Genomic DNA, 21300 nt, shown 5'->3' on the forward strand with positions numbered 1-21300 from the left:
CGAAAGAATTTCGGAATCATGCCATTCTAAAAACTGCATAGCTATTTTAATTATTTGAACTGTCTACTTGACTCGGAGCAGTCCCATTGTTTAAAGTTTCATTATTATCAATTTCATTATTTTTGATGATGGCGCCGCAAATTTCTTCGGCGCTACCGTTGATGTACCATGCTTTCCCGGGAATTCAACAGGCCGGTGTTCAGACGCTTGCAACGATTCCTAATTTTGGAATTGTGGCGGGGGCTGCTTGTCAGTCCGTTGATGGTCCGCTGGTGTCATGAAAAACTAACCATTGTTATTGGCCTGGTTGTCACCCTATTGGCAGGGACCTTTCCAATGTACGCCACGGCCTACAGTGCAATCTTAGTTTCCCGTTTTCTAATCGGTGCTGGGATTGGGCTATTCAACTCACTGGCTGTTAGTTTGATTCCACAATTCTATAAGCGTGATGAAAATGAGTTGGCGCAAATGATTGGCTATCAGAACGTGATGGGAAGTGTTGGGGCCGCCATTGCCTCATTCTTAGTTAGTTATTTAGTAACGATCAGTTGGCATGCCGCCTTTGCCATTTACCTACTCGTTATTCCCGCGTTGATTTTATTTACATTGTTTGTGCCGTTACCACGGCCAGTTATACAGGCAGCTAGCCAATCCAAAAAGGCAGCGACAGTCACACGAAAAATCAATATGCCAGTCGTGGTAATTGCAGTGTTGATGTTTTTAGTCTTTATGTTCTACATGCCGTTTTCTTATGAATTACCAAGCTTGATCGTCGCAAACGGTATGGGGACCAGTAGTACGGCTGCCTTGATTGCTGGATTATCAACATTGGTCAGTATTCCAGTGGGCGCTAGTTTTGGCTTCTTCTTTAAACGATTACATGATCGTATTTTCCCGTTGGGTTTTTTGCTAGTTGCTGTGGGCTTCATTCTGATTGCAGTTGCAACTAATATTGTTTTTTTATTCGTTGCGGTTGTGATTCTGGGCTTTGGTTTTGGTATCGGTGTCCCATACTTATACAATTGGTTGGACTGGGCGGCCCCGGAATCATCCTTGAACTTGGCAACGACGATTGTGTTAGTGTTGGTCAATATTGGTTGCTTTGTCTCACCAACCATTATGGATGTGCTGGCTAATATAGTTGGTCATGGCACGCCCCGGGGAGTTATGATGTTGAGTGGCGTTGCCTTTCTACTTATAGCTGCCTATGCGCTCGGACATTATCTACATGTTCATCAAGCGCAGGCTAACATTACGGGTGGTACGCATGATTAATAATTATTTATGTCTTGATATTGGTGGTACTAGCCTCAAGTCGGGACTGATAGATGCGAATGGTCAATTGCAGCAGTCACTTGATGCAGTGCCAATTGCCAAAAATAAGCATGATTTTTGGCACCAGTTAACAGCAACTATCGACCGCTTTCAAGGGCGCTTTGCGGGAATGGCAATCAGCGTTCCGGGTCAAGTAGACCCCCAACGCGGTATCATTCACCATGGCGGCGCACTACCATACCTGGATCAATGCAACTTACAGGAATCTTTGGAAAACCATTATCAGGTTCCAGTAGCGGTTGAAAATGATGGTAAGGCGGCGGCTTTAGCCGAAAAATGGCGCGGAACATTACAATATTGCCAAAATGGTTTAGTCTTAGTGCTTGGAACTGGGGTTGGTGGTGGCTTAATCATTAATAATCAGCTCTATCGAGGTAGTCATTTTCAAGCTGGTGAGTTGAGTCTGATGTTAGCCGCAACGACTGGAACTAATTTCAAAATAACGGGTGAGACGGGTTCTGCAGTGAAAATGATTACGGCAATTGCGCACCAATTACAGTTACCTGATCGACATGATGGTCATCAGGTGTTTGCCGCGATAGCTGACGGCAACCCGGATGCTGAACGCATCTTTGAAGCTTATGGTATGGAGGTCGCACAAATTATCTTAAACGTTCAAGCAGTACTGGATGTAATGACCGTCGCAATCGGTGGTGGCATCAGTGCTCAACCGAGTGTTGTGCCCATGATCCGTAAACAGTATGCGGCGCTGCTGCAACAGTATCCTGTAATTGGAACGACTTTATCAAAGCCAGAGATTGTGCCTGCTAAGTTTCATAATCAGGCCAACATGATTGGTGCTTTAGCGGGACTGCTGAATCGCTGAATATGACTGACTGGCATTGTTTGTGCAACTGTCTTCTTCAAAAGTTCTGTCAGTTTTTAGCAAAGTAAAAGATAAGGACCTCATTTTGAATCTATCAGAATGGGGTCCTTATTGAAATAACGGGGATTAGATTGCCAATATATTGCATAATCTCAAAACAAGCTATACACCAAATAAATATTCAACACCGTAATAATTCCGGTCAGTCCATATCCCACCCACGTTACCGCCGGGCGATTAACGTGGGCCTTCATCAGGCTGGCGTCATTTGTCAGCGCAACTAGTGGCAACAAGGTAAAGGGGAGGGCGATGCTGAGTGCCACTTGCGCGTAAATGATCAAGTTTTCAAAGGCAGTGTCACTAAAGCCGACTAACATACCGATAATCAGAATCGGAATTAGCGTGACAGCGCGAGTAAGCAGCCGGCGTTGCCATAGCGGTAAGCGGATGTGTAAATAACCTTCCATGACGATCTGACCAGCTAAGGTGCTAGTGATGGATGAAATTAGGCCGGTAATTAGTAGGGCTAATGCAAATAACCAGCTCATGACCGGGCTAGCAAGGGCGCCAACCACGGTGGTACTTTTTAACCCATCGAAGACGGCCTGCAGACTCGCTAACGCGTTGGTGTGACCGAAGAAAAGCGTCCCACCAAGGACGAGCAAAAGTGCGTTGATGAGAAAAGCCGCAATCAAGTGCACTGTTGAGTCCCAATTGGCGAAGCGCAGTGCTTCTGTGACTTGGGCTGGATTATGATAATCATAACGCCGGCTTTGTGCAAGCGATGAGTGTAAGTATAAGTTATGTGGCATGATGGTTGCGCCCAAGATTCCGAGACTGAGGACTAGTGCGGTATGATTTTTGACGATCAATGGTGTTGGAACTAAGCCGAGCAACACGTTGCCAAATTGAACGTGGGCCCGTCCCACCTCGATACCAAAAATAATGCCGACGGTCAAAATAGCGACGAGGACGATTACTTCGACACGCCGAATGCCAAATCTCAAAAACAACAAGACAACTAAGACGTCCGCAATCGTCAGTAAAATTCCTGCAAGTAGTGGTAAGCCGAATAACATTTTTAAGGCGATTGCGGTTCCAATTACGCCCGTCATATCAGTCGCCATCATCGCGACTTCGTTTAAAATCCACGCGGCGTAACGCACGGGCCGGGGCAGCTTGCTAGCGATGGCTTGTGCTAAGTCTTGCCGGGCTACAACGCCTAGCCTGATTGCCAGGCCTTGCATGAACATGGCGACAATGATGGCTAATGCGAGCACGGCTAAAAGCCGGTACTGAAACTGACCGCCACCGGCTAGGGATGTCAACCAGTTGCCGGGATCCATATAGCCGACTGCCACTAGTGCACCGGGACCGCTATAGGCTAAAAATTTGCGCCAAAAGGCCGTCTGATGAACGTCGGGAACCGCGACGCTCTGATTGATTTCTTCAAGACTTTGATGACGATGCGATTGCATGGTTCGACGCCTCCTGCTTTTGGATAGCGAGGTCAGCCAGAAATTGGCTGAAGCCGGTATCCTTATTCATCGGTGGTACTAAGTCAAACCGATCACCACCGCTTGCCCGAAAGGTTTGATAATTTTGAACGTAGTCTTCCTCGAGGGTTTCCAAGCAGTCCACGACAAAGGATGGCGTAACTACTAATACGTTGCGTTTGCCAAGTTCGACCAACTGCATGAGCTCATTTTTTAAGTAAGGCTTCAACCACGGCATCGGTCCGAACTTGGACTGATACGCCGTAATGACCTTATCAGCTGGTAATTCTGGTCGCTCCGCCAACACAGCTTTGGTCGTTGCCTCGCATTCGCGTTGATAGGGATCACCATGGCGGACCATTGCAGTGGGAATGCTGTGGTAGCTGAAGATGACCGCATCGTAATGATGCGCCTGATAGCTTTGCCAGACTTTGGTTGCTAGTAAGTGAATATAGGTCGGTTGGTCGTAGAAACTGTCGATAAAGATGTGTGGTAATCCAGTTGCTTCAACTTGACGATGGATGCCGCCGTGCGTGCTCTGGGTGTATTGCGGAAAAAGTGGTAAAATAATTGGCTTTTCACACCCATCAGCAACCATGGCTTTCAAGGTCGCACCGATATCGGGTTGACCGTACGTCATTGCTAGTCGGACGTCCCAATCGGGTAATGCTGCTTGTACTTGTTGGCAGATGGCTTGACTGTAGACGATTAATGGTGAGCCTTGTGGGAGCCAACTATCCTGATAAAAGGTGGCCGAACGCCAAGAACGGGTCGGTAAGATAATACCACGCAACAGCGGTTGCCAGAGTGCGGCTGGCATCTCGATGACGCTTGGATCACTTAAGAATTCTTGTAAGTATGTTTTGACATCCTTAGTCCGTGGGGATGCTGGGGAGCCTAAATTGACGAGTAATAATCCTGGGTGCATAGAAACCCCTCCAATGCTCTTGATAAATTAATCATAGCATAATCGTCAGCTTGTATACGGGGTTAATGGTTTATTTATTCGATTATCTAGTGATAATCAATTTACTGCTGAAATAAATAAAATCTCTTGCTAGCAACTGGCCGGGCTAGCAAGAGATCTGAAATTGATATTTGGTTTTGTTGCAGTTCAAAAATCGGTGTCGTCGGCTGGATCGTACTTTAAAAGTAGATTCAGAAATGCCAGCAAAAGCCATGACCATGTTCGTTTTTAGGTCGTCAACATCAAAAGGCGATTACTGGGTGGACTTGGTGAGTTGAGCTGACTAATGGGCTTACTTTGCGGCGTGGGTCCGTCGATAACGTTGATTGAGATAGTAGCCTAGATAGCAAATCGCCACGAAGGGAATGGTGTAATACAAGGCAATCCGCTGGTTAGGGTCAAACCAAATCAAGATACAAGAGAGCCCACTTAAGATAAAGGCCAGCCACGGGACGACCGGGTAGCCGGGCGTTTTAAAGGTCAATTGATCAAGCGACTGCCCACTTTTCAGGTAGGCTTTGCGGAAGTTGATCTCCGAAAGGGCAATTGCCATCCAAACAATGACGACGGCAAGTCCTGAAATGGATACTAAGACCAGGTACACCGAACCGGCGGCATAGACACTCGACAATAGGGCCAGAATGCCACCCAGCATGCTAGTAATTAGGGCGACTAACGGCACATCGCGCTTCGTGGTTCGTTTGAAAACCTTTGGAATGGTTCCCTCGTTTGCAAGTGACCACAGCATGCGGGTAGACGCGTAGAGGCCAGAATTAGCGGCCGACATAATGGCGGTCAATACGACGAAATTCATTAAATCAGCGGCGTAGGGAATCCCAATCGCTTTGAAGACGAGCACGAATGGACTTTGCGTCACACCTGCTTGTTTGTAAGGAATCAGTGCGGCCATGACGAACATGCTACCGATGAAGAAAATAATCAGGCGCCAGAGGGTCGTTTTGATTGCGGTCGGAATGGTGTGGGCCGGATCCTTAGTCTCACCAGCTGTAATTCCAATTAGCTCAGTTCCAGAAAAGGCAAAGTTGACCGTTAGCATAGTTGTAAAGACGCCACCAAAACCATTGGGGAACCAACCGTTACGCGTATAGTTGCTCAGAAACGGGGCACTGGTATGACCGTGAAGTGGCAGGATACCGACCATTGCCAGTCCGCCTAACACAATAAAAGCAATGATCGCGATGACTTTGATACTGGCAAACCAGAATTCCGCTTCCGCAAACCAGCGTACGGAGAGGGCGTTAACGGTGAAGATGACCACCATAAAGACGAGGCTCCAGATCCAGGTCGCAATGTGCGGAAACCACGTTTGCATGATGAGCCCCGCTGCTGTAAATTCTGAACCGAGGGCAATCGTCCAAGTCAACCAATATAGGATGGCAACCGTAAAGCCTGTGCCGGGACCAATATATTTTTTCGCATAGACGTGAAACGCCCCGGTGTAGGGCATTGCAACTGACAGCTCACCTAGACAGAGCATGACGAGATAGACGAGGATGGCTCCAATGGTATAGGCGAGCAGAGTTCCAATTGGCCCCGCTTGATGAATCGTGTAACCGGAACTTAAAAATAATCCGGTCCCAATCACGCCACCAAGTGAAATCATCAGCACGTGCCGTGATTCCATCTGGCGACTGAGGTGGGTTTGTTTTGACATAATGTACCGGCCTTCCTTACTTGCAGAATTAATATGATTAGACTATGATTAGAAAATCAACAATGCTATTAGAATAACATAATTTATAAGTAGAAAGGAAGGCAATTATTGCAATGCTTTCATTAACTGAACAATTGAACCGGGGCCCGGTCGTCTCGGACGGTGCGATGGCTACGGAATTAGAAAAACGGGGCGTGGCAACCAATAGCGCACTGTGGTCAGCCACGGCAATGTTGGACCATCCGGATGCGATTCAAGCGGTCCATCAGAGCTATCTGGATGCGGGCGCAAAAATCATGACAACTAATACATACCAGGCCAACGTCCCTGCATTTGAGCAGGCTGGTATTGCTGCCGCACAAGCGCGTCAATTGATACAACAGGCGGTGACAATTGCTCATACGGCGTGTGATGCTAGTCATGTCACGGATGCTGTGATTGCTGGTAGTATTGGCCCGTACGGTGCTTACTTAGCGGATGGTAGTGAGTACACGGGTGCATATCAGTTAACGCCGAGTGCCTATCAAGACTTTCACCGCGAACGCCTGGCGTTGATCACGGCCGCCGGGGTGGACGTGCTTGCATTAGAAACGATGCCACGTTTAGACGAAGTACAGGCTTTGGTACAACTAATCACAACCACTTGGCCGCAACAACCATACTGGGTAAGCTTTAGTATCAAGGATCCACAGACATTATGTGATGGGACGTCATTAGCTGTGGCCGCAAAGTGGGTGGCGGCCCAGCCGAACGTGGTCGCTGTGGGGGTCAATTGCACTACGCTGGAAAACATTGCACCAGCGTTAACCACTTTGAAGGCGGCTGTAGCGGTTCCGTTGATCGTTTATCCTAATTCTGGTGATCAATATGATCCCGTGACGAAGACTTGGCAAGCAACTCATATGAGTCATCAATTTGCATCCTTTGTCCCCCAGTGGTTAGCCGCCGGGGCCCGCATTATCGGCGGCTGTTGTCGCACAACGCCGAAGGATATTGCGACGGTGGCACGGGCTCTCAGTGTTTCGGATTCCGTCAAGCTTTGAAAAATGTTAAGAAATGACGGTGTTTTAGTTCATGGTGGGCGTGTCTCAGAGATCTAAGTTGTCTTGGGATGTTCATTACACACTAATTATTGATTTAATTATATTTGAGGAAAACAATAACTAGCGTGCTGAGCGTCACTAGGTATGGCTAGCAATTTAATTGAAACTGGTGAAAAATCACTAGTCGGGCACTGCTGATACGGTAGTTGTTCACGACTAGCGATTTTTGTATGTCAATAAAACTGTTCATATCTTGGTCGAGTAACATAAAATATGGTAGGGTAAAGATAGTGTATAGATATAACAGATGAAGTGGTCAATCGTCCGTGCGTACTCGAAGTTTTTGAACTCGGTGACAGGATGAGTTGATTTTTCAGATTGAGAAGGGAACGGCTAGGCGATGTATTATTTTGTGGGTACTGGTTTAGGATTGAAATTGACGGGAATTGAAAAGGCACAGTTGAACCGACTGGCGCTATTTGACGCCACTGGTTATCAGGCTCGATGCGTCTATGTCACTTATAATCCGCGTTTACATGAGCATGCGGCCCGCTTTGGTGCGGAAGGAAAATGCTTTAGTTTGTATGATTTCTTTCAGGGGACGATGCCTGAAGCAGTGACTAAAATCCATCATGATTGGATGCACTATTGGCAAGCTGTTTGTCACTTTAAGGTGATTCAGGTTCCAAATACGACGGATTTTCGCGTCCTGGGTACCGATGGTCAATATTTGATGTACGTTCATTTTGTGGACGCCGGGCGACAACAATTGGATTATGTCAATTATTTTGATAATCAGGGTGTTAAAGTCCGACGCGAATTTTATGATAACCGGGGCTTCCTGAGCCGGACAAGCTTTTTAGTGAAACATCAGGAAGTGCACACAGAAGTGTATTATGATTTACAAGGGCAAGTCAAAATTATCAAACAGTATGACATTACCGGGCCAGAGCCAAAACTACGACTGATTACGTTGAAGAACTATCAACAAAGAGACTTTTTCTTCAATACCGAACAGGCTTTTCAGACATTCTTCTTCAATGAGTTGGCCACTTCTGATGACGTCTATTTCTGTGATCGTAACCGACAAACGGCGGCGGCCTTAGGTCATACGCGCCCCGCAATTCGCGTGTGTTCAGTCTTACATAGCACGCATCTACGGATTGGTGAGGACGTGGTAAGTGGGCATTTGAAATCGGTCTATCGGTATGTCCCTAGCCCATCCAGACCAATTTCACCGAATTATTGTGTCGACCGAGCATCAAAAGCGTGATTTATTGGCACGCTATGATAATTTACCACCAGTTGTCGTGATTCCAGTCGGCTATACAACGGTTCATCCGGTTAAAATTGATGGTCGTGACCCGCACCGGATTATTAGTGTGGCGCGCTATTCGCTAGAAAAGCAATTACCACATCAACTGGAAGTGGTTCGTCGGTTAGTTGGTGAATTTCCCGACCTGACTTTGCAGTTGTTTGGGCATGGGCAAAAGATTGAAATGCAAATGCGTCAATTTATTCAGGCCAATCATCTAGAAAAAAATATCGTTATTCGGGGTTTCTTGCCCAATCTGGCAGAAGAGTACCAGCGGGCAAGCCTCGCCTTAATGACGAGTGTGGAAGAGGGCTTTTCGCTAGCCACAATGGAAGCTGAAAGCTATGGCGTGCCGGTTATTGGCTATCGAATTGCGTACGGGCCGGAAGATATTATCGAAGATGGCGTTAACGGGTACTTAGTGACACCCAATGATGTTGATGAGTTGACAATGAAAGTTCGTCAGTATTTACAGCACCCTGAACGACAAGCACAACTGATTACGAATGCCTACAATTCAGCAACTCGTTACAGCAAGCAGACGATTATTGAAAAGTGGCGCCAGTTAATAGCAGCACTTTAAGAACCGGTGATAGGGGCAAACAAGGCGTCTACCGAGTTTAAGAGACTAGGTAGACGCCTTGTTGTTATCTAGATATTAATAAAGTAATAAAATCAGTGCCAACTGAACGGCTACGTTGATCATGAGATGTAACCGAGTACGGCCAAAGGACTGTTGACTGAACCAGACAGCAATCGTGATGAGAATTGCAACGATCGTTTGCCAGGTCAGCGGCTGCAGGAAGATGGTGATAACAAGTAGCAGGCCAGTGATGGCCGAAATCAGTTGATTGATTTGGCGCTGACGGCTGAAGCTCGGAACGTATAGGAAGACATAACTAGCCAGCATGGGGGCCAGTTTCCAGAGAAAAGTAGTTGATAAATAGTTATTTTGTAAATCGAAGACGGCCACTGGGATCGTGAACGTCATGATGACGCCGAAAACGACTAGACCAAAGTAGTTTTGCATACCGAAGCGTGGAACAGCCATCACGAGCAACCACGCACTGCACGTTAATAGCAGGTACAGTAGTTCGGATTCCTTGGCAATAATGTTGGTAAATGCAAAGGCCACGGTAATTCCAATTGCAATGAGGCTCCACTGGGGAGCAATCCGCCGATCTAAGATAATGAAGACCGCGGCGGCCACGGCTAAGGTGTAGCCAATCAGTGGTAACTGCGCGGCTGAAAATGAGGCCGTTTGAAATGAGCGCCCGTAATCGAGGGCGGCCCACCAACTAATGATGCTTTGAACGATGGTAAAGATCGCCAAGGCGATGTAATCGCGTTTAATATGTAATTTTCCGATTCGAATCATATTGTCAACACTCTCTAATTAGGATAATGAGTTAATCGTACCGGTCGGGGCAGTTCCCGTCAATAATTTGACAGAAATCTTTAAAAAAAATGGTGATTGTGATAACCTTATATAGTTATGAGCCGTTCCCGAAAGGATAAGTTTAGCTTGTTCAATGAAGAATAAGTGATGCTTAGATGCCTTGTAACCGAAATTATCAAGGGGGAATTTATTGTGAGTGAAAGACACTTATTTACATCTGAATCTGTCTCTGAAGGTCATCCTGATAAGATTGCTGACCAAATCAGTGACGCTATCTTGGACGCAATGTTAGCCCAGGATCCACAAGCACGGGTCGCTGTTGAAACTTCAGTGACGACTGGATTAGTGCTGGTCTTCGGTGAAGTTTCGACCAAGGCCTACGTTGATATTCAAAAGGTCGTGCGTGACACGATCAAGTCGATTGGCTATGTTGATGGTCAATACGGCTTTGACGGTGACAATTGTGCCGTCCTTGTCTCATTGGATGAACAATCACCAGATATCGCGCAAGGGGTCGATGATTCCTTGGAGACGCGTTCTGGCGATGCTGACCCATTAGATCAAATCGGTGCTGGTGATCAAGGGATGATGTTTGGTTATGCCATCAACGAAACCCCTGAATTAATGCCACTGCCAATCGCATTGAGCCATCGGTTGATGCGTAAAATTGCAGCGCTACGTAAGGATGGTACCATTAAGTGGTTACGTCCAGATGCTAAGGCCCAAGTCACGGTCGAATATGACGAAGACAACCAACCTAAGCGAATCGACACGGTGGTCTTGTCTACTCAGCATGATCCTGATGTTGATTTGGACACGATCCGGCAAACGGTCATTGATCAAGTCATCAAGGCTGTGTTACCAGCTGATTTATTAGATGACCAAACTAAGTATCTTGTGAACCCAACTGGTCGTTTTGTTATTGGTGGTCCTCAAGGGGATGCCGGTTTGACTGGTCGGAAAGTCATCGTGGATACGTACGGTGGTTTTGCCCATCATGGTGGTGGTGCCTTTTCTGGTAAGGACGCGACCAAGGTTGATCGTTCTGCAAGTTACGCTGCTCGTTACATTGCCAAAAACGTTGTGGCTGCCGGTTTAGCTGATCAGGTCGAAGTGCAATTGGCATATGCCATCGGGGTTGCCGAACCAGTTTCGATTGCAGTGGATACTGCCGGGACCGGGAAGGTTAGTGATGAAGCGTTGATTAACGCCATTCGCGAAAACTTTGATTTACGTCCAGCTGGGATTATCAAAATGCTCGATTTGCAACGGCCAATTTATCGGCAAACTGCGGCATACGGCCACTTTGGTCGGACCGATATTGATTTGCCATGGGAACATACTGATAAAGTGGATGCTTTAAAAGCAGCATTTAAATAATGCGGTAACGTTGATTCGTTACGGTCTGTAGGTACTCGACGCTAAAAGCGACCTTTTTTCAAGGTCGCTTTTTTTGCGGGCTATTTTAGATGCACGGGGTTTTAAAATGATTGATAGAGAAGGAGAATTACTAAGATGCAACAGCGTAAAACTAACGTAATGGCGGTTACGGTTGCCATTTACGTCGCGACGTTTATGAGTGCGATTGAAGGGACAATCGTGTCGACCGCCTTGCCAACGATTGTTGGTGATTTACACGGGGTTTCATTGATGAATTGGGTTTTCTCAATTTATTTATTGACTAATGCGATGATGACGCCAATTTATGGAAAGCTGACTGACTTGGTCGGCCGAAAACCAGTGATGCAAGCCGGACTAATTATTTTTATTATCGGGTCTATGATGAGCGGTTTGTCTAATTCGATGCCGGTGCTAATTTTTTGGCGGGCCATTCAGGGAATCGGCGCCGGGGCGCTAATGCCAGTCTCAATGACAATTATCGCAGATATTTATTCATTCGAACGCCGGGCCAAAGTGCTAGGCTTCAATAGTTCAGCGTGGGGCATTGCGTCAGTGCTGGCACCGCTGATTGGTGGACTAATTGTTGATAAGCTCAGCTGGCATTGGATTTTCTTCATTAATGTGCCAGTTGGGTTGATCACCCTTTTCCTATTTCAATTTTATTTACGAGAACCCAAACGTCACAATAACGTGAAAATCGACTACTTGGGTAGCTTTTGGCTGATGCTCTTCTTGCTGTGCTTGATGCTAAGCTTCCAACTATTGGGAAACGCCACTATCAGTTGGGTGGCCGTTGGGACTGCTTGGATCATTAGTGCGCTCAGTTTGTGGCTATTTATTCGTCGTGAAAGTCGCACGGATGAACCAGTGATTTCGATGGATTTATTCAAAAACCACACGTTTATTATTCAGAATGCCGTGGCGGCCTTAGTCAGTGGTTTCCTAATGGCCGTTGAAGTTTATATTCCAACTTGGACTCAGGGGATACTGGGTGTACCGGCTTCTTTGGCGGGATTCGCAGTGACACCGAGCTCGTTAATGTGGATCGTCGGGTCATTCGTGACGGGTCGGTTATTGGCAAAGTGGGCGCCGCGACGGATTTTGTATCTGAGTTTGGCTTTCATCCTCGTGACAAGCATTTGCTTAGCGTGGTTGCCAGTTAATACTGCTTTCCCATGGTTCTTCCTGATCACAGCGATTGGTGGCGTGGGCTTCGGAATTACAATTACAGCAACGACCGTCACGTCGCAACACCTTGTGCCAGCTGAGAACGTGGGCGTCGCAACGTCCTTCAATACGTTGAGTCGAACGATTGGTCAAACGTTGATGATTTCAATCTTTGGAATTGCGTTGAACGTTGGGATGAACCAAGGTATTCAGCACCATGCAGGAACGAACATGGCGATGATGAACAAGTTGATCAATCCACAGACAGCAACGCAATTACCGTCTCATTTGTTGCCGACACTTCATCGTATCTTATATACGGGCTTACATTGGGTCTACCTGATTGGCCTTGGTTTGGTTATTCTAGCCTTTATTGTGAATAGTTTGGATCGCGGACCACAAAAAACGGCAGCACAACACGCGGCTGATTTAAACCAAAATCAGGATTAGTCGGCTTAGTATCAACAAATTAATTGTCAAAGCGACTCATAATTTGTCGTTTATTTGATATTGACGTAAAAAAAATCTGAAAAATTTTCAATAAAATTTCCATAAGTGTTATAAATAAATTTTAAGTTGTTAGATGAGTGTAATGGGCTTTATGAGGCCTATTACACTCGTTTTCATTAATATTATTTATTTGGTAACTATTTTAGGAAAATTAATGGAAAACGTGTAACAAGATTGACGGTATCAACTATTGCCAACAAAACATAATCATAGTATTATGAGTGCATAGCCTAACGATTGACGGTGTATACCAATGATGCTATATATGTGTTTTTTGTATCATATATAAACGGGTTTGATTAGGTTAGAGAAGGAAGGCAAAACCATGAAATTTCTGAGACATAAATCTTTTAGGGGAGATCCGCAAGTTCACTACAAGATGTTTAAAGTCGGCCGTACTTGGGTATTTACGGCGATGGCATCATTTGTATTGACTGCTGCACCTCAGTTAGTATCTCATGCAGATACGGTTTCGGCGGATACTAGTAGCGATACGGCAAGTAGTGCCACTAGTAGTGCCAGCTCGGGGGCGGATACGTCTTCTGCAGCAGCGAGTGCGGCGGCACTAGCTGCTGCAACGGCAAGTAGTACGTCAACTAGTACTACCAGTGACTCGTCTACGGCATCTTCTTCGAGTGAAACTGCCTCGAACAGTAATTCCGAATCCTCATCGGATAGTTCAAGCAGCGATGACAGTGCTTCAGACGCAAGTTCTGCGAGCGAAACAAGTACGACTAATGCGACAAGTACATCAAGTACTAGTAGTAGCAGTGTTTCAACGGCTAGTTCGAGCGCATCCAGCGCAAGTTCAAGTAGTAGTTCGAGCTCGTCAAGCGCTACTTCATCGAGTTTAACTGATAGCAGCAGTTCTTCCGCAGCTAGCTCAAGTACGACGAGTTTGTCAAGCAGTGCTAGCGTAGCGGCAAGTACTGTCTCGACAGCAAGCAGTGTTGCCAGCACGACTAAGTCTGCAAGTACGGCGGCTTCAACGGCAGCCATTGCAGCTTACTCGTCGGTATCGGCTGCCAGCTCACATACCGATAGTACCGCAGCTAAGGCGGCTTCATCATCAGCTTCATTAGCTGGTTCATACGCCACACTTGCCAGCAGCTATGCTAGTTTGGTCAATAACCTAACGACGCAAGCAGCAGTGAGTGCGGCCCAAAGTGCCTATCAAGAAGCGCTTAACGCGGCTGATTTGTCACGGCACTACAATAGTATTGCAAACATGTACTTAGACGCATTGACAAATGGTGTGGGGTCCAATGTTGATAATGCAATCGCATACTCTGGTGCAAACTCTTTAGCATATAGTGCAGCGAGTGCGGCCAGTTCATACGCAGCCCTGGCTTCAACGGCCACCTCAACGGCCAGCAGTGCTGCTACCCAAGGCTTAATTAATTTAGCAAGTAGCAATTATTCCGCCGCATCTAGTGCGGCATCTGCAGCCACGGTAGCAGCCAGCTCGGCAGCTGAAACAGCCAACAGTGCATACTTAGCCATGCAATACGACAAAAATAATACGGCCGTTACCTCAGCTTACACCGTTGCTTCTAGCACGGCAGCTGCGGCTTCAACGGCCGCGGTTAACGCAACGACCGTTGCGATGGCAGCATCTTCAGCATATGCCGCTGTAAGTAGTAATGCGGCAAATAATGACTATGAAGCCACTAGTACTGCCTATGCAGTTACTTCCTCCGCCGCAACGGAGGCGCTTAGTCAATACGCCGCCGGGAGCACAGCTACTAGCACCGCTAGTTCGGCAGCCATTTTTGCCAATAGTACTGCAATTAGTGATTTGGCGAGTGCGGCTTCTTCAAGTGCAAACGTGGCGAATACGTCAAAGAGTACGGCTTCAAGTGCGGCCAGTGTGGCGGCAACGCAAACTGGCACTCAAGCGTCAGCTTATGCTTCAAGTGCTGCAACGGCCGCTAGCTCTGCTTCGTCAGCCTACGCCGTCGCCAGTACGGCTGCAAAATCTGCTGTCAGTGCTAGTGATCCTGCCACCGCGGACTCATACGCTCGGGTGGCCCAATCGGCATCTTCATTGGCTGCTAGTTACGCTGCAACTGCTGAGTCTAACGCGACTTTAGCTGCTAAGTTTTCGACGAATGTCGCCAATGAACAAACCGTTAGTTCCAATGCGACTTTAACGACGAGTACGGCAACGCAAAGTGTCTCGACTGGAGATACTGTGACAATTACCAACAAGGTGGGTTTGGATTCAGGATATTCAGTAAGTGGTACACCAACTTATGTTTGGTATGTCTCAACGGATGGAGCAACTTGGACGACCATTAGTGGTGCAACATCGGTAACGTATACAACAACTGCAACTACTTCAGGGACGTATTATTATCAAGCAGTCGTTAGTGGTAAGCGGGTTACAGCATTAATCTTGACTTCAAATTTTGAAGCAGCTGGTAATGTGATTACCATTGTTGTTACCAATCCAGAAGGGACCTACACTGAAATTGCCAGCAGTTATGCCAGCCAAGCCAACAGCGCAGCCTCAGTGGCAACCTCTCAAGCTGCCGCTGCAAGTAGTGCGATCAGTTTGGCCAGTTCTTCAGCTAACTTGACGGGCTCATTAGCTAGCTACTACACATCACAGGCTAATTCTTCATACAACGCAGCTAGCTCATATGCGAGTGTGGCTTCGGAGGCAGCAAGTATTGCAACTATGGCCAGTAATTCGGCCGCTTCTTATGAAGCCGAAGGGGCGTATACCAGTGCTAATATCTGGGCAGGAATGGCATCGAGTTATGCGAGTGTTGCAACTGAATATGCTAGTTCTGCAAGTAGTGCGGCATCTGAGGCAGCAGCTAGTCTCGATACTGCTTTGAAAAATGCGGTTAATGAAGATGGCGGTGATACCGCTGCTGATTATTTAGCATCAAGTTATGCTAGTATGGCTGCGTCATCGGCAAATGTGGCCGGTGACCAGGCCTCGCTAGCTGCATCCTATGCGGCCAACGCTGCTAATGCATATAACGTTGCTGGGTCTTCATTTAATACCACTGCAACTAGCAGTTATAATGCAGCGGCAAGTTCTGCAGCTGTAGCGGCTAGTTCATACGCTGCGGCAGCTAGTGAAGCGGCAAGTCTCGCCGCTTCATATGCAGCGGACGGGAATTATAATTCGGCTGCCTTGCAACAAAGTTACGCGGCTTTGCGTTTGACCTACGCAACGGATCAATTGAATGCTGCTTCGAGTGCGGCGAGTGCGATTACCCAAACGGTTGTGCAAGCACAATCCAGTTATTATAATTCGATTGCAACAGCCGCTTCTAGCGCAGCGTCAGCAGCTGAATCGGCAGCCGGGAATGCAATCAGTGTCGCGAGTTCATTAAGTGCAAAGTATGCGTCAAACACTACGTTGGGTAGCTCATACGTTGCACAAACTAATAATTATGCCGTGACAACTCTGGGTGCAGCGGCGGCCGCAACTTCAGCTGCGGAAATGGCAGCTCAGTATACAAGCCAGGCTTCATCGGCAGTAGCTGCGGGCGATTATGCTATGGCCAGCTCATATGTGACTAATGCCTCAGCGGCAGCCAGTGAAGCAACCTCATATGCGGCATTGTCTACATCCAATGCGGCTTTAGGTAGTACGGCGGCTAGTAACGCGACGAATTATTCAAACAATACGAATTCATATAAAAGCACTAATACGGGTAATGCAACGACAATTCTAGGGATTGTTATTTCTGGTGGGATGACTTCTCAACCCGCAGCAGTGACGTCGACCGTTTCTGGTGGGACCTTTACCTTGTCAGCTTCGTCAGCATTAGGACTAGGTGGGGTTGCACTATCATCAAAAACAACTTGGTATGTTCAAGTTAACGGCACCTGGATGACCTTAGATAAGGCTGGCGCTTATATTGAATCATATAATCCGGTTGACAGTGCTGGTTTACTGTCAACTAGTAGTTCATTAACAGTTACTATCAAAGCGGGCTATACTGGATCATTGCTGTTCCAAGCCGTACAAGGGTTTTCTTGGGACTTGTTAAACTGGGTTACAGTTTATACATTTGCAAGTAATTTAGCTGAAGTCGATGTTTATAGTAGCAATATTCCAGCAACAAACATTTCCATAGCTGGTGATGATTACGTCATTAATCCAACGAACAGTTCAAGTGGCTCAAACGATAAGGTTACTAGCCAGTTTACATCAACGACTAACCCTGAGAATGCTACTGGAACGATTACCTGGACGACAAGTGATTCAAGCATTGCGACAATTGATGATTCTGGCCTTTTGACCGTTGTGTCTAATGGAACGGTGACAATCACAGCAACAATTACAAATGCTGACGGAACTAGCTATTCATCTTCAAAGACAATTACAATTGGTAGTGGCCTTGAGGATACAACTGCTGATGCAGGAAGTGATTTGACGTGGGTTCCAGATGGCTCGACTACGGGTACTGGGACTAATATTACTTATCAATGGTATTATTCTTCAACAGCGGACGGTACTGGAACAGCGCTGAGTGGTCAGACTGGTACGACACTTAATCTGTCGGATCTGACAGTAGGGCAATCCGGTTATTACTACCTAGTTATTACTGGATCCAATACGACTAACGGGACTACTACCACGACAACTGTAACTTTAGGCCGGGCTTACTTGACTGTTAATGCTGTTTCAACTGAAGCGGCAGATTCTGCAGCTAGCGAAGCAGCTAACTACGCAAATCAAGCGACGGAATATGGTTCAGTTGCTAGTTCTTATGCGAACATTGCGGGCGAATATGCAAGTAAAAACTCAGAAGCAAGCTCCTACGCAGAACAAGCAACGGCAGCAGCTTCTGATGCACAGTCAGCTGCAACAGCTGCTTCAACTGCAGCTTCTAATGCGGCAGCCGCCCAATCAAATGCAGATTCTGCGGAAGCTGCCGGCGAAAACTCGGCTGCTTCCAGTTATGCAGAGGAAGCTAAAAAGAAAGCGTCCGAAGCATCTGAAGCTAAAAAGAAAGCTTCAAGTGCCGCTGATGATGCAGGCTACTATGCTGATTTAGCTGCTAATGTTAGTGAAGATGACTCGGATAGTGATTCTGACGGCGACAGTGATTCGGATAGCGACAGCGATTCCGACTCAGACAGTGATTCGGATTCCGATAGCGACTCGGACTCGGACAGCGACTCGGACTCGGACAGTGACTCCGACTCCGACAGTGATTCCGACTCCGATTCTGACAGTGACTCGGACTCGGACAGCGATTCAGATAGCGACAGTGATTCCGACTCAGACAGCGATTCCGACTCCGATAGTGACTCCGATTCTGACAGTGATTCCGACTCGGACAGCGACTCGGATTCGGATAGTGATTCCGACTCAGACAGTGACTCGGATTCGGATAGTGATTCGGATTCAGACAGTGACTCCGACTCGGATAGTGATTCCGACTCAGACAGCGATTCTGACTCAGACAGCGATTCGGACTCGGACAGCGACTCGGATTCGGATAGTGACTCCGACTCAGACAGTGATTCAGATAGCGACAGTGACTCCGACTCAGACAGTGATTCAGATAGCGACAGTGACTCCGATTCTGACAGTGATTCCGACTCGGATAGTGATTCGGATTCGGACAGCGATTCTGACTCGGACAGCGATTCCGATTCCGATAGTGATTCGGATTCGGATAGCGACTCCGATTCTGACAGTGATTCCGACTCTGATAGCGACTCAGATTCCGACAGTGATTCCGACTCCGATAGTGATTCCGATTCGGACAGCGATTCGGATTCGGATAGTGATTCAGACTCGGACAGCGACTCGGATAGTGATTCAGACTCGGACAACGATTCCGATTCCGACAGTGATTCGGACTCCGATAGTGATTCCGATTCCGACAGCGACTCGGAATCCGATAGTGATTCCGATTCTGACAGTGACTCGGACTCCGACAGTGATTCGGATAGCGACAGTGACTCAGATTCCGACAGTGATTCCGACTCAGACAGTGATTCGGATAGCGACAGTGACTCAGATTCCGACAGCGACTCAGACTCGGACAGTGACTCAGACTCCGATAGCGATTCAGACTCGGACAGCGACTCGGATTCTGACAGTGATTCCGACTCAGACAGTGACTCGGATTCGGATAGTGATTCGGATTCAGACAGTGATTCCGATTCGGACAGCGACTCAGATTCAGACAGTGATTCCGACTCAGACAGTGATTCTGATTCTGATAGTGACAGTGACTCAGACTCGGACAGCGACTCAGATTCCGATAGTGATTCGGACTCGGATAGTGATTCAGATTCCGATAGTGATTCAGACTCGGACAGTGATTCCGATTCTGACAGTGACTCGGATTCAGACAGTGATTCTGACTCAGACAGTGATTCGGATAGCGACAGCGACTCAGATTCCGATAGTGATTCGGACTCGGATAGTGATTCAGATTCCGACAGCGATTCAGACTCAGACAGTGATTCTGATTCCGATAGCGACTCGGACTCGGACAGCGACTCGGACAGTGATTCTGACTCCGATAGCGACAGTGACTCCGACTCGGACAGCGATTCAGATAGCGACAGTGATTCCGACTCAGACAGTGATTCAGACTCGGACAGCGACTCGGATTCTGACAGTGATTCCGACTCTGATAGTGACTCGGATTCTGACAGTGATTCAGACTCCGACAGTGACTCAGACTCCGACAGCGACTCAGATTCTGACAGCGATTCTGATTCTGACAGTGATTCCGACTCCGATAGCGACTCCGATTCCGATAGTGATTCGGATTCCGACAGTGACTCCGACAGTGATTCGGACTCCGACAGTGACTCGGATTCTGACAGTGATTCCGACTCCGACAGCGATTCTGACTCCGACAGTGATTCTGATTCCGATAGCGACAGTGACTCAGATACTGACAGTGATTCTGACTCCGACAGTGATTCCGATTCGGACAGTGATTCGGATAGCGACAGTGACTCAGACTCTGATAGTGATTCCGATTCTGACAGTGATTCTGACTCCGACAGCGATTCAGACTCAGATAGTGACTCAGATTCCGACAGCGATTCAGACTCGGACAGTGATTCGGATAGCGACAGCGACTCAGACTCGGACAGTGACTCAGATAGCGACAGCGATTCCGATTCTGACAGCGACTCAGACTCTGATAGTGATTCTGACTCAGACAGTGATTCGGATAGCGACAGCGATTCGGATTCCGATAGTGATTCCGACTCAGACAGTGATTCCGATTCCGACAGCGATTCCGACTCTGATAGTGATTCCGATTCTGACAGTGATTCGGATAGCGACAGCGACTCAGACTCCGACAGCGATTCAGATAGCGACAGTGATTCGGACTCGGATAGTGATTCTGATTCCGACAGCGACTCAGATTCTGACAGTGATTCGGATTCGGATAGCGATTCCGATTCCGACAGTGACTCGGACTCGGATAGTGATTCCGACTCTGACAGTGATTCCGATTCTGACAGTGATTCCGACTCGGATAGCGATTCTGACTCCGATAGTGACTCAGATTCGGATAGTGATTCCGACTCAGACAGCGATTCGGACTCGGACAGTGATTCGGACTCGGACAGCGATTCGGACTCGGACAGCGATTCGGACTCGGACAGTGATTCGGACTCGGACAGGGATTCGGAGTCGGACAGGGATTCGGACTCAGACAGCGACTCGGATTCCGATAGCGATTCCGACTCGGATAGTGATTCGGACTCGGACAGCGAGTCGGACTCGGACAGCGATTCGGACTGGGACAGTGATTCGGACTCGGATAGTGATTCGGATTCCGACAGCGACTCCGATTCTGACAGTGATTCGGATTCGGATAGCGATTCGGATTCCGACAGCGACTCGGATTCCGACAGTGATTCGGACTCGGATAGTGATTCGGATTCCGACAGTGACTCAGACTCGGACAGCGATTCGGATTCCGACAGTGACTCGGACTCAGATAGCGATTCTGACTCCGATAGTGATTCCGATTCGGACAGCGATTCCGATTCCGACAGTGATTCGGACTCGGACAGCGATTCGGACTCGGACAGTGATTCGGACTCAGACAGCGACTCGGATTCCGATAGCGATTCCGACTCTGATAGTGATTCGGACTCGGACAGCGACTCAGACTCAGACAGTGATTCGGATAGCGACAGTGACTC

General features: G+C 47.5%; 9 protein-coding genes, 2 pseudogenes and 1 riboswitch. Of the genes and pseudogenes, 7 read left to right on the forward strand and 4 right to left on the reverse strand.

Annotation, left to right across the window (positions count from 1 at the left end; genetic code table 11):
• Positions 1-86: 86 nt before the first annotated feature.
• A pseudogene (locus ACOV1R_RS08280) lies at positions 87-1275 on the forward strand (MFS transporter).
• On the forward strand, positions 1268-2161 hold the full coding sequence (locus tag ACOV1R_RS08285; protein WP_015825408.1) for an ROK family protein: 894 nt from the start codon (positions 1268-1270) through the stop codon (positions 2159-2161). Before ACOV1R_RS08280 ends, ACOV1R_RS08285 begins: the two are co-directional and overlap by 8 nt.
• A 152-nt stretch (positions 2162-2313) precedes the next feature.
• Here the strand turns inward: ACOV1R_RS08285 and ACOV1R_RS08290 are convergent, their stop codons facing one another.
• The 3 genes from ACOV1R_RS08290 to ACOV1R_RS08300 form a co-directional block, all read right to left on the reverse strand.
• Positions 2314-3639, reverse strand: a complete 1326-nt coding sequence (locus tag ACOV1R_RS08290; RefSeq protein WP_128485050.1) for an Nramp family divalent metal transporter — start codon at positions 3637-3639, stop codon at positions 2314-2316.
• Complete coding sequence (hemH, locus tag ACOV1R_RS08295) at positions 3611-4585, reverse strand: ferrochelatase (RefSeq protein WP_021357068.1); 975 nt, start codon at positions 4583-4585, stop codon at positions 3611-3613. Before hemH ends, ACOV1R_RS08290 begins: the two co-directional genes overlap by 29 nt.
• A 331-nt stretch (positions 4586-4916) precedes the next feature.
• Positions 4917-6299: an amino acid permease gene (locus ACOV1R_RS08300; protein ID WP_003645277.1), complete on the reverse strand. Its 1383-nt coding sequence runs from the start codon at positions 6297-6299 to the stop codon at positions 4917-4919.
• A gap of 113 nt (positions 6300-6412) precedes the next feature.
• Between ACOV1R_RS08300 and mmuM the strand changes: the two genes are divergently transcribed.
• Both mmuM and ACOV1R_RS08310 read left to right on the forward strand, forming a co-directional pair.
• Positions 6413-7342: a homocysteine S-methyltransferase gene (gene mmuM, locus ACOV1R_RS08305; protein WP_021357226.1), complete on the forward strand. Its 930-nt coding sequence runs from the start codon at positions 6413-6415 to the stop codon at positions 7340-7342.
• A gap of 400 nt (positions 7343-7742) precedes the next feature.
• Positions 7743-9240 (forward strand): annotated as a pseudogene (locus ACOV1R_RS08310) (glycosyltransferase).
• 75 nt (positions 9241-9315) lie between these two features.
• On the opposite strand, the gene ACOV1R_RS08315 reads toward ACOV1R_RS08310, so the two are convergent.
• Positions 9316-10035, reverse strand: a complete 720-nt coding sequence (locus tag ACOV1R_RS08315) for a hypothetical protein (protein ID WP_016511918.1) — start codon at positions 10033-10035, stop codon at positions 9316-9318.
• A gap of 110 nt (positions 10036-10145) precedes the next feature.
• Positions 10146-10251, forward strand: a riboswitch (SMK box riboswitch).
• Here ACOV1R_RS08315 and metK point away from each other — a divergent pair.
• From metK to ACOV1R_RS08330, 3 genes are all read left to right on the forward strand, one after another.
• The gene (gene metK / locus ACOV1R_RS08320) at positions 10249-11436 is read left to right on the forward strand and encodes a methionine adenosyltransferase (protein WP_003644222.1); all 1188 of its coding nucleotides are present in this window, start codon (positions 10249-10251) and stop codon (positions 11434-11436) included. It overlaps the preceding riboswitch by 3 nt.
• A 135-nt stretch (positions 11437-11571) precedes the next feature.
• A complete protein-coding gene (locus ACOV1R_RS08325) occupies positions 11572-13074 on the forward strand; it encodes an MDR family MFS transporter (protein ID WP_003643189.1) in 1503 nt (500 codons plus the stop codon).
• A 385-nt stretch (positions 13075-13459) separates the two neighbouring features.
• Positions 13460-21300: lp_1303a family serine-rich repeat glycoprotein adhesin (locus ACOV1R_RS08330; RefSeq protein ID WP_424743713.1), on the forward strand; the 7841-nt coding region annotated here is incomplete at its 3' end.

The sequence above is a fragment of the Lactiplantibacillus sp. YT640 genome (assembly GCF_049745435.1).
Lineage (GTDB): Bacteria > Bacillota > Bacilli > Lactobacillales > Lactobacillaceae > Lactiplantibacillus > Lactiplantibacillus plantarum.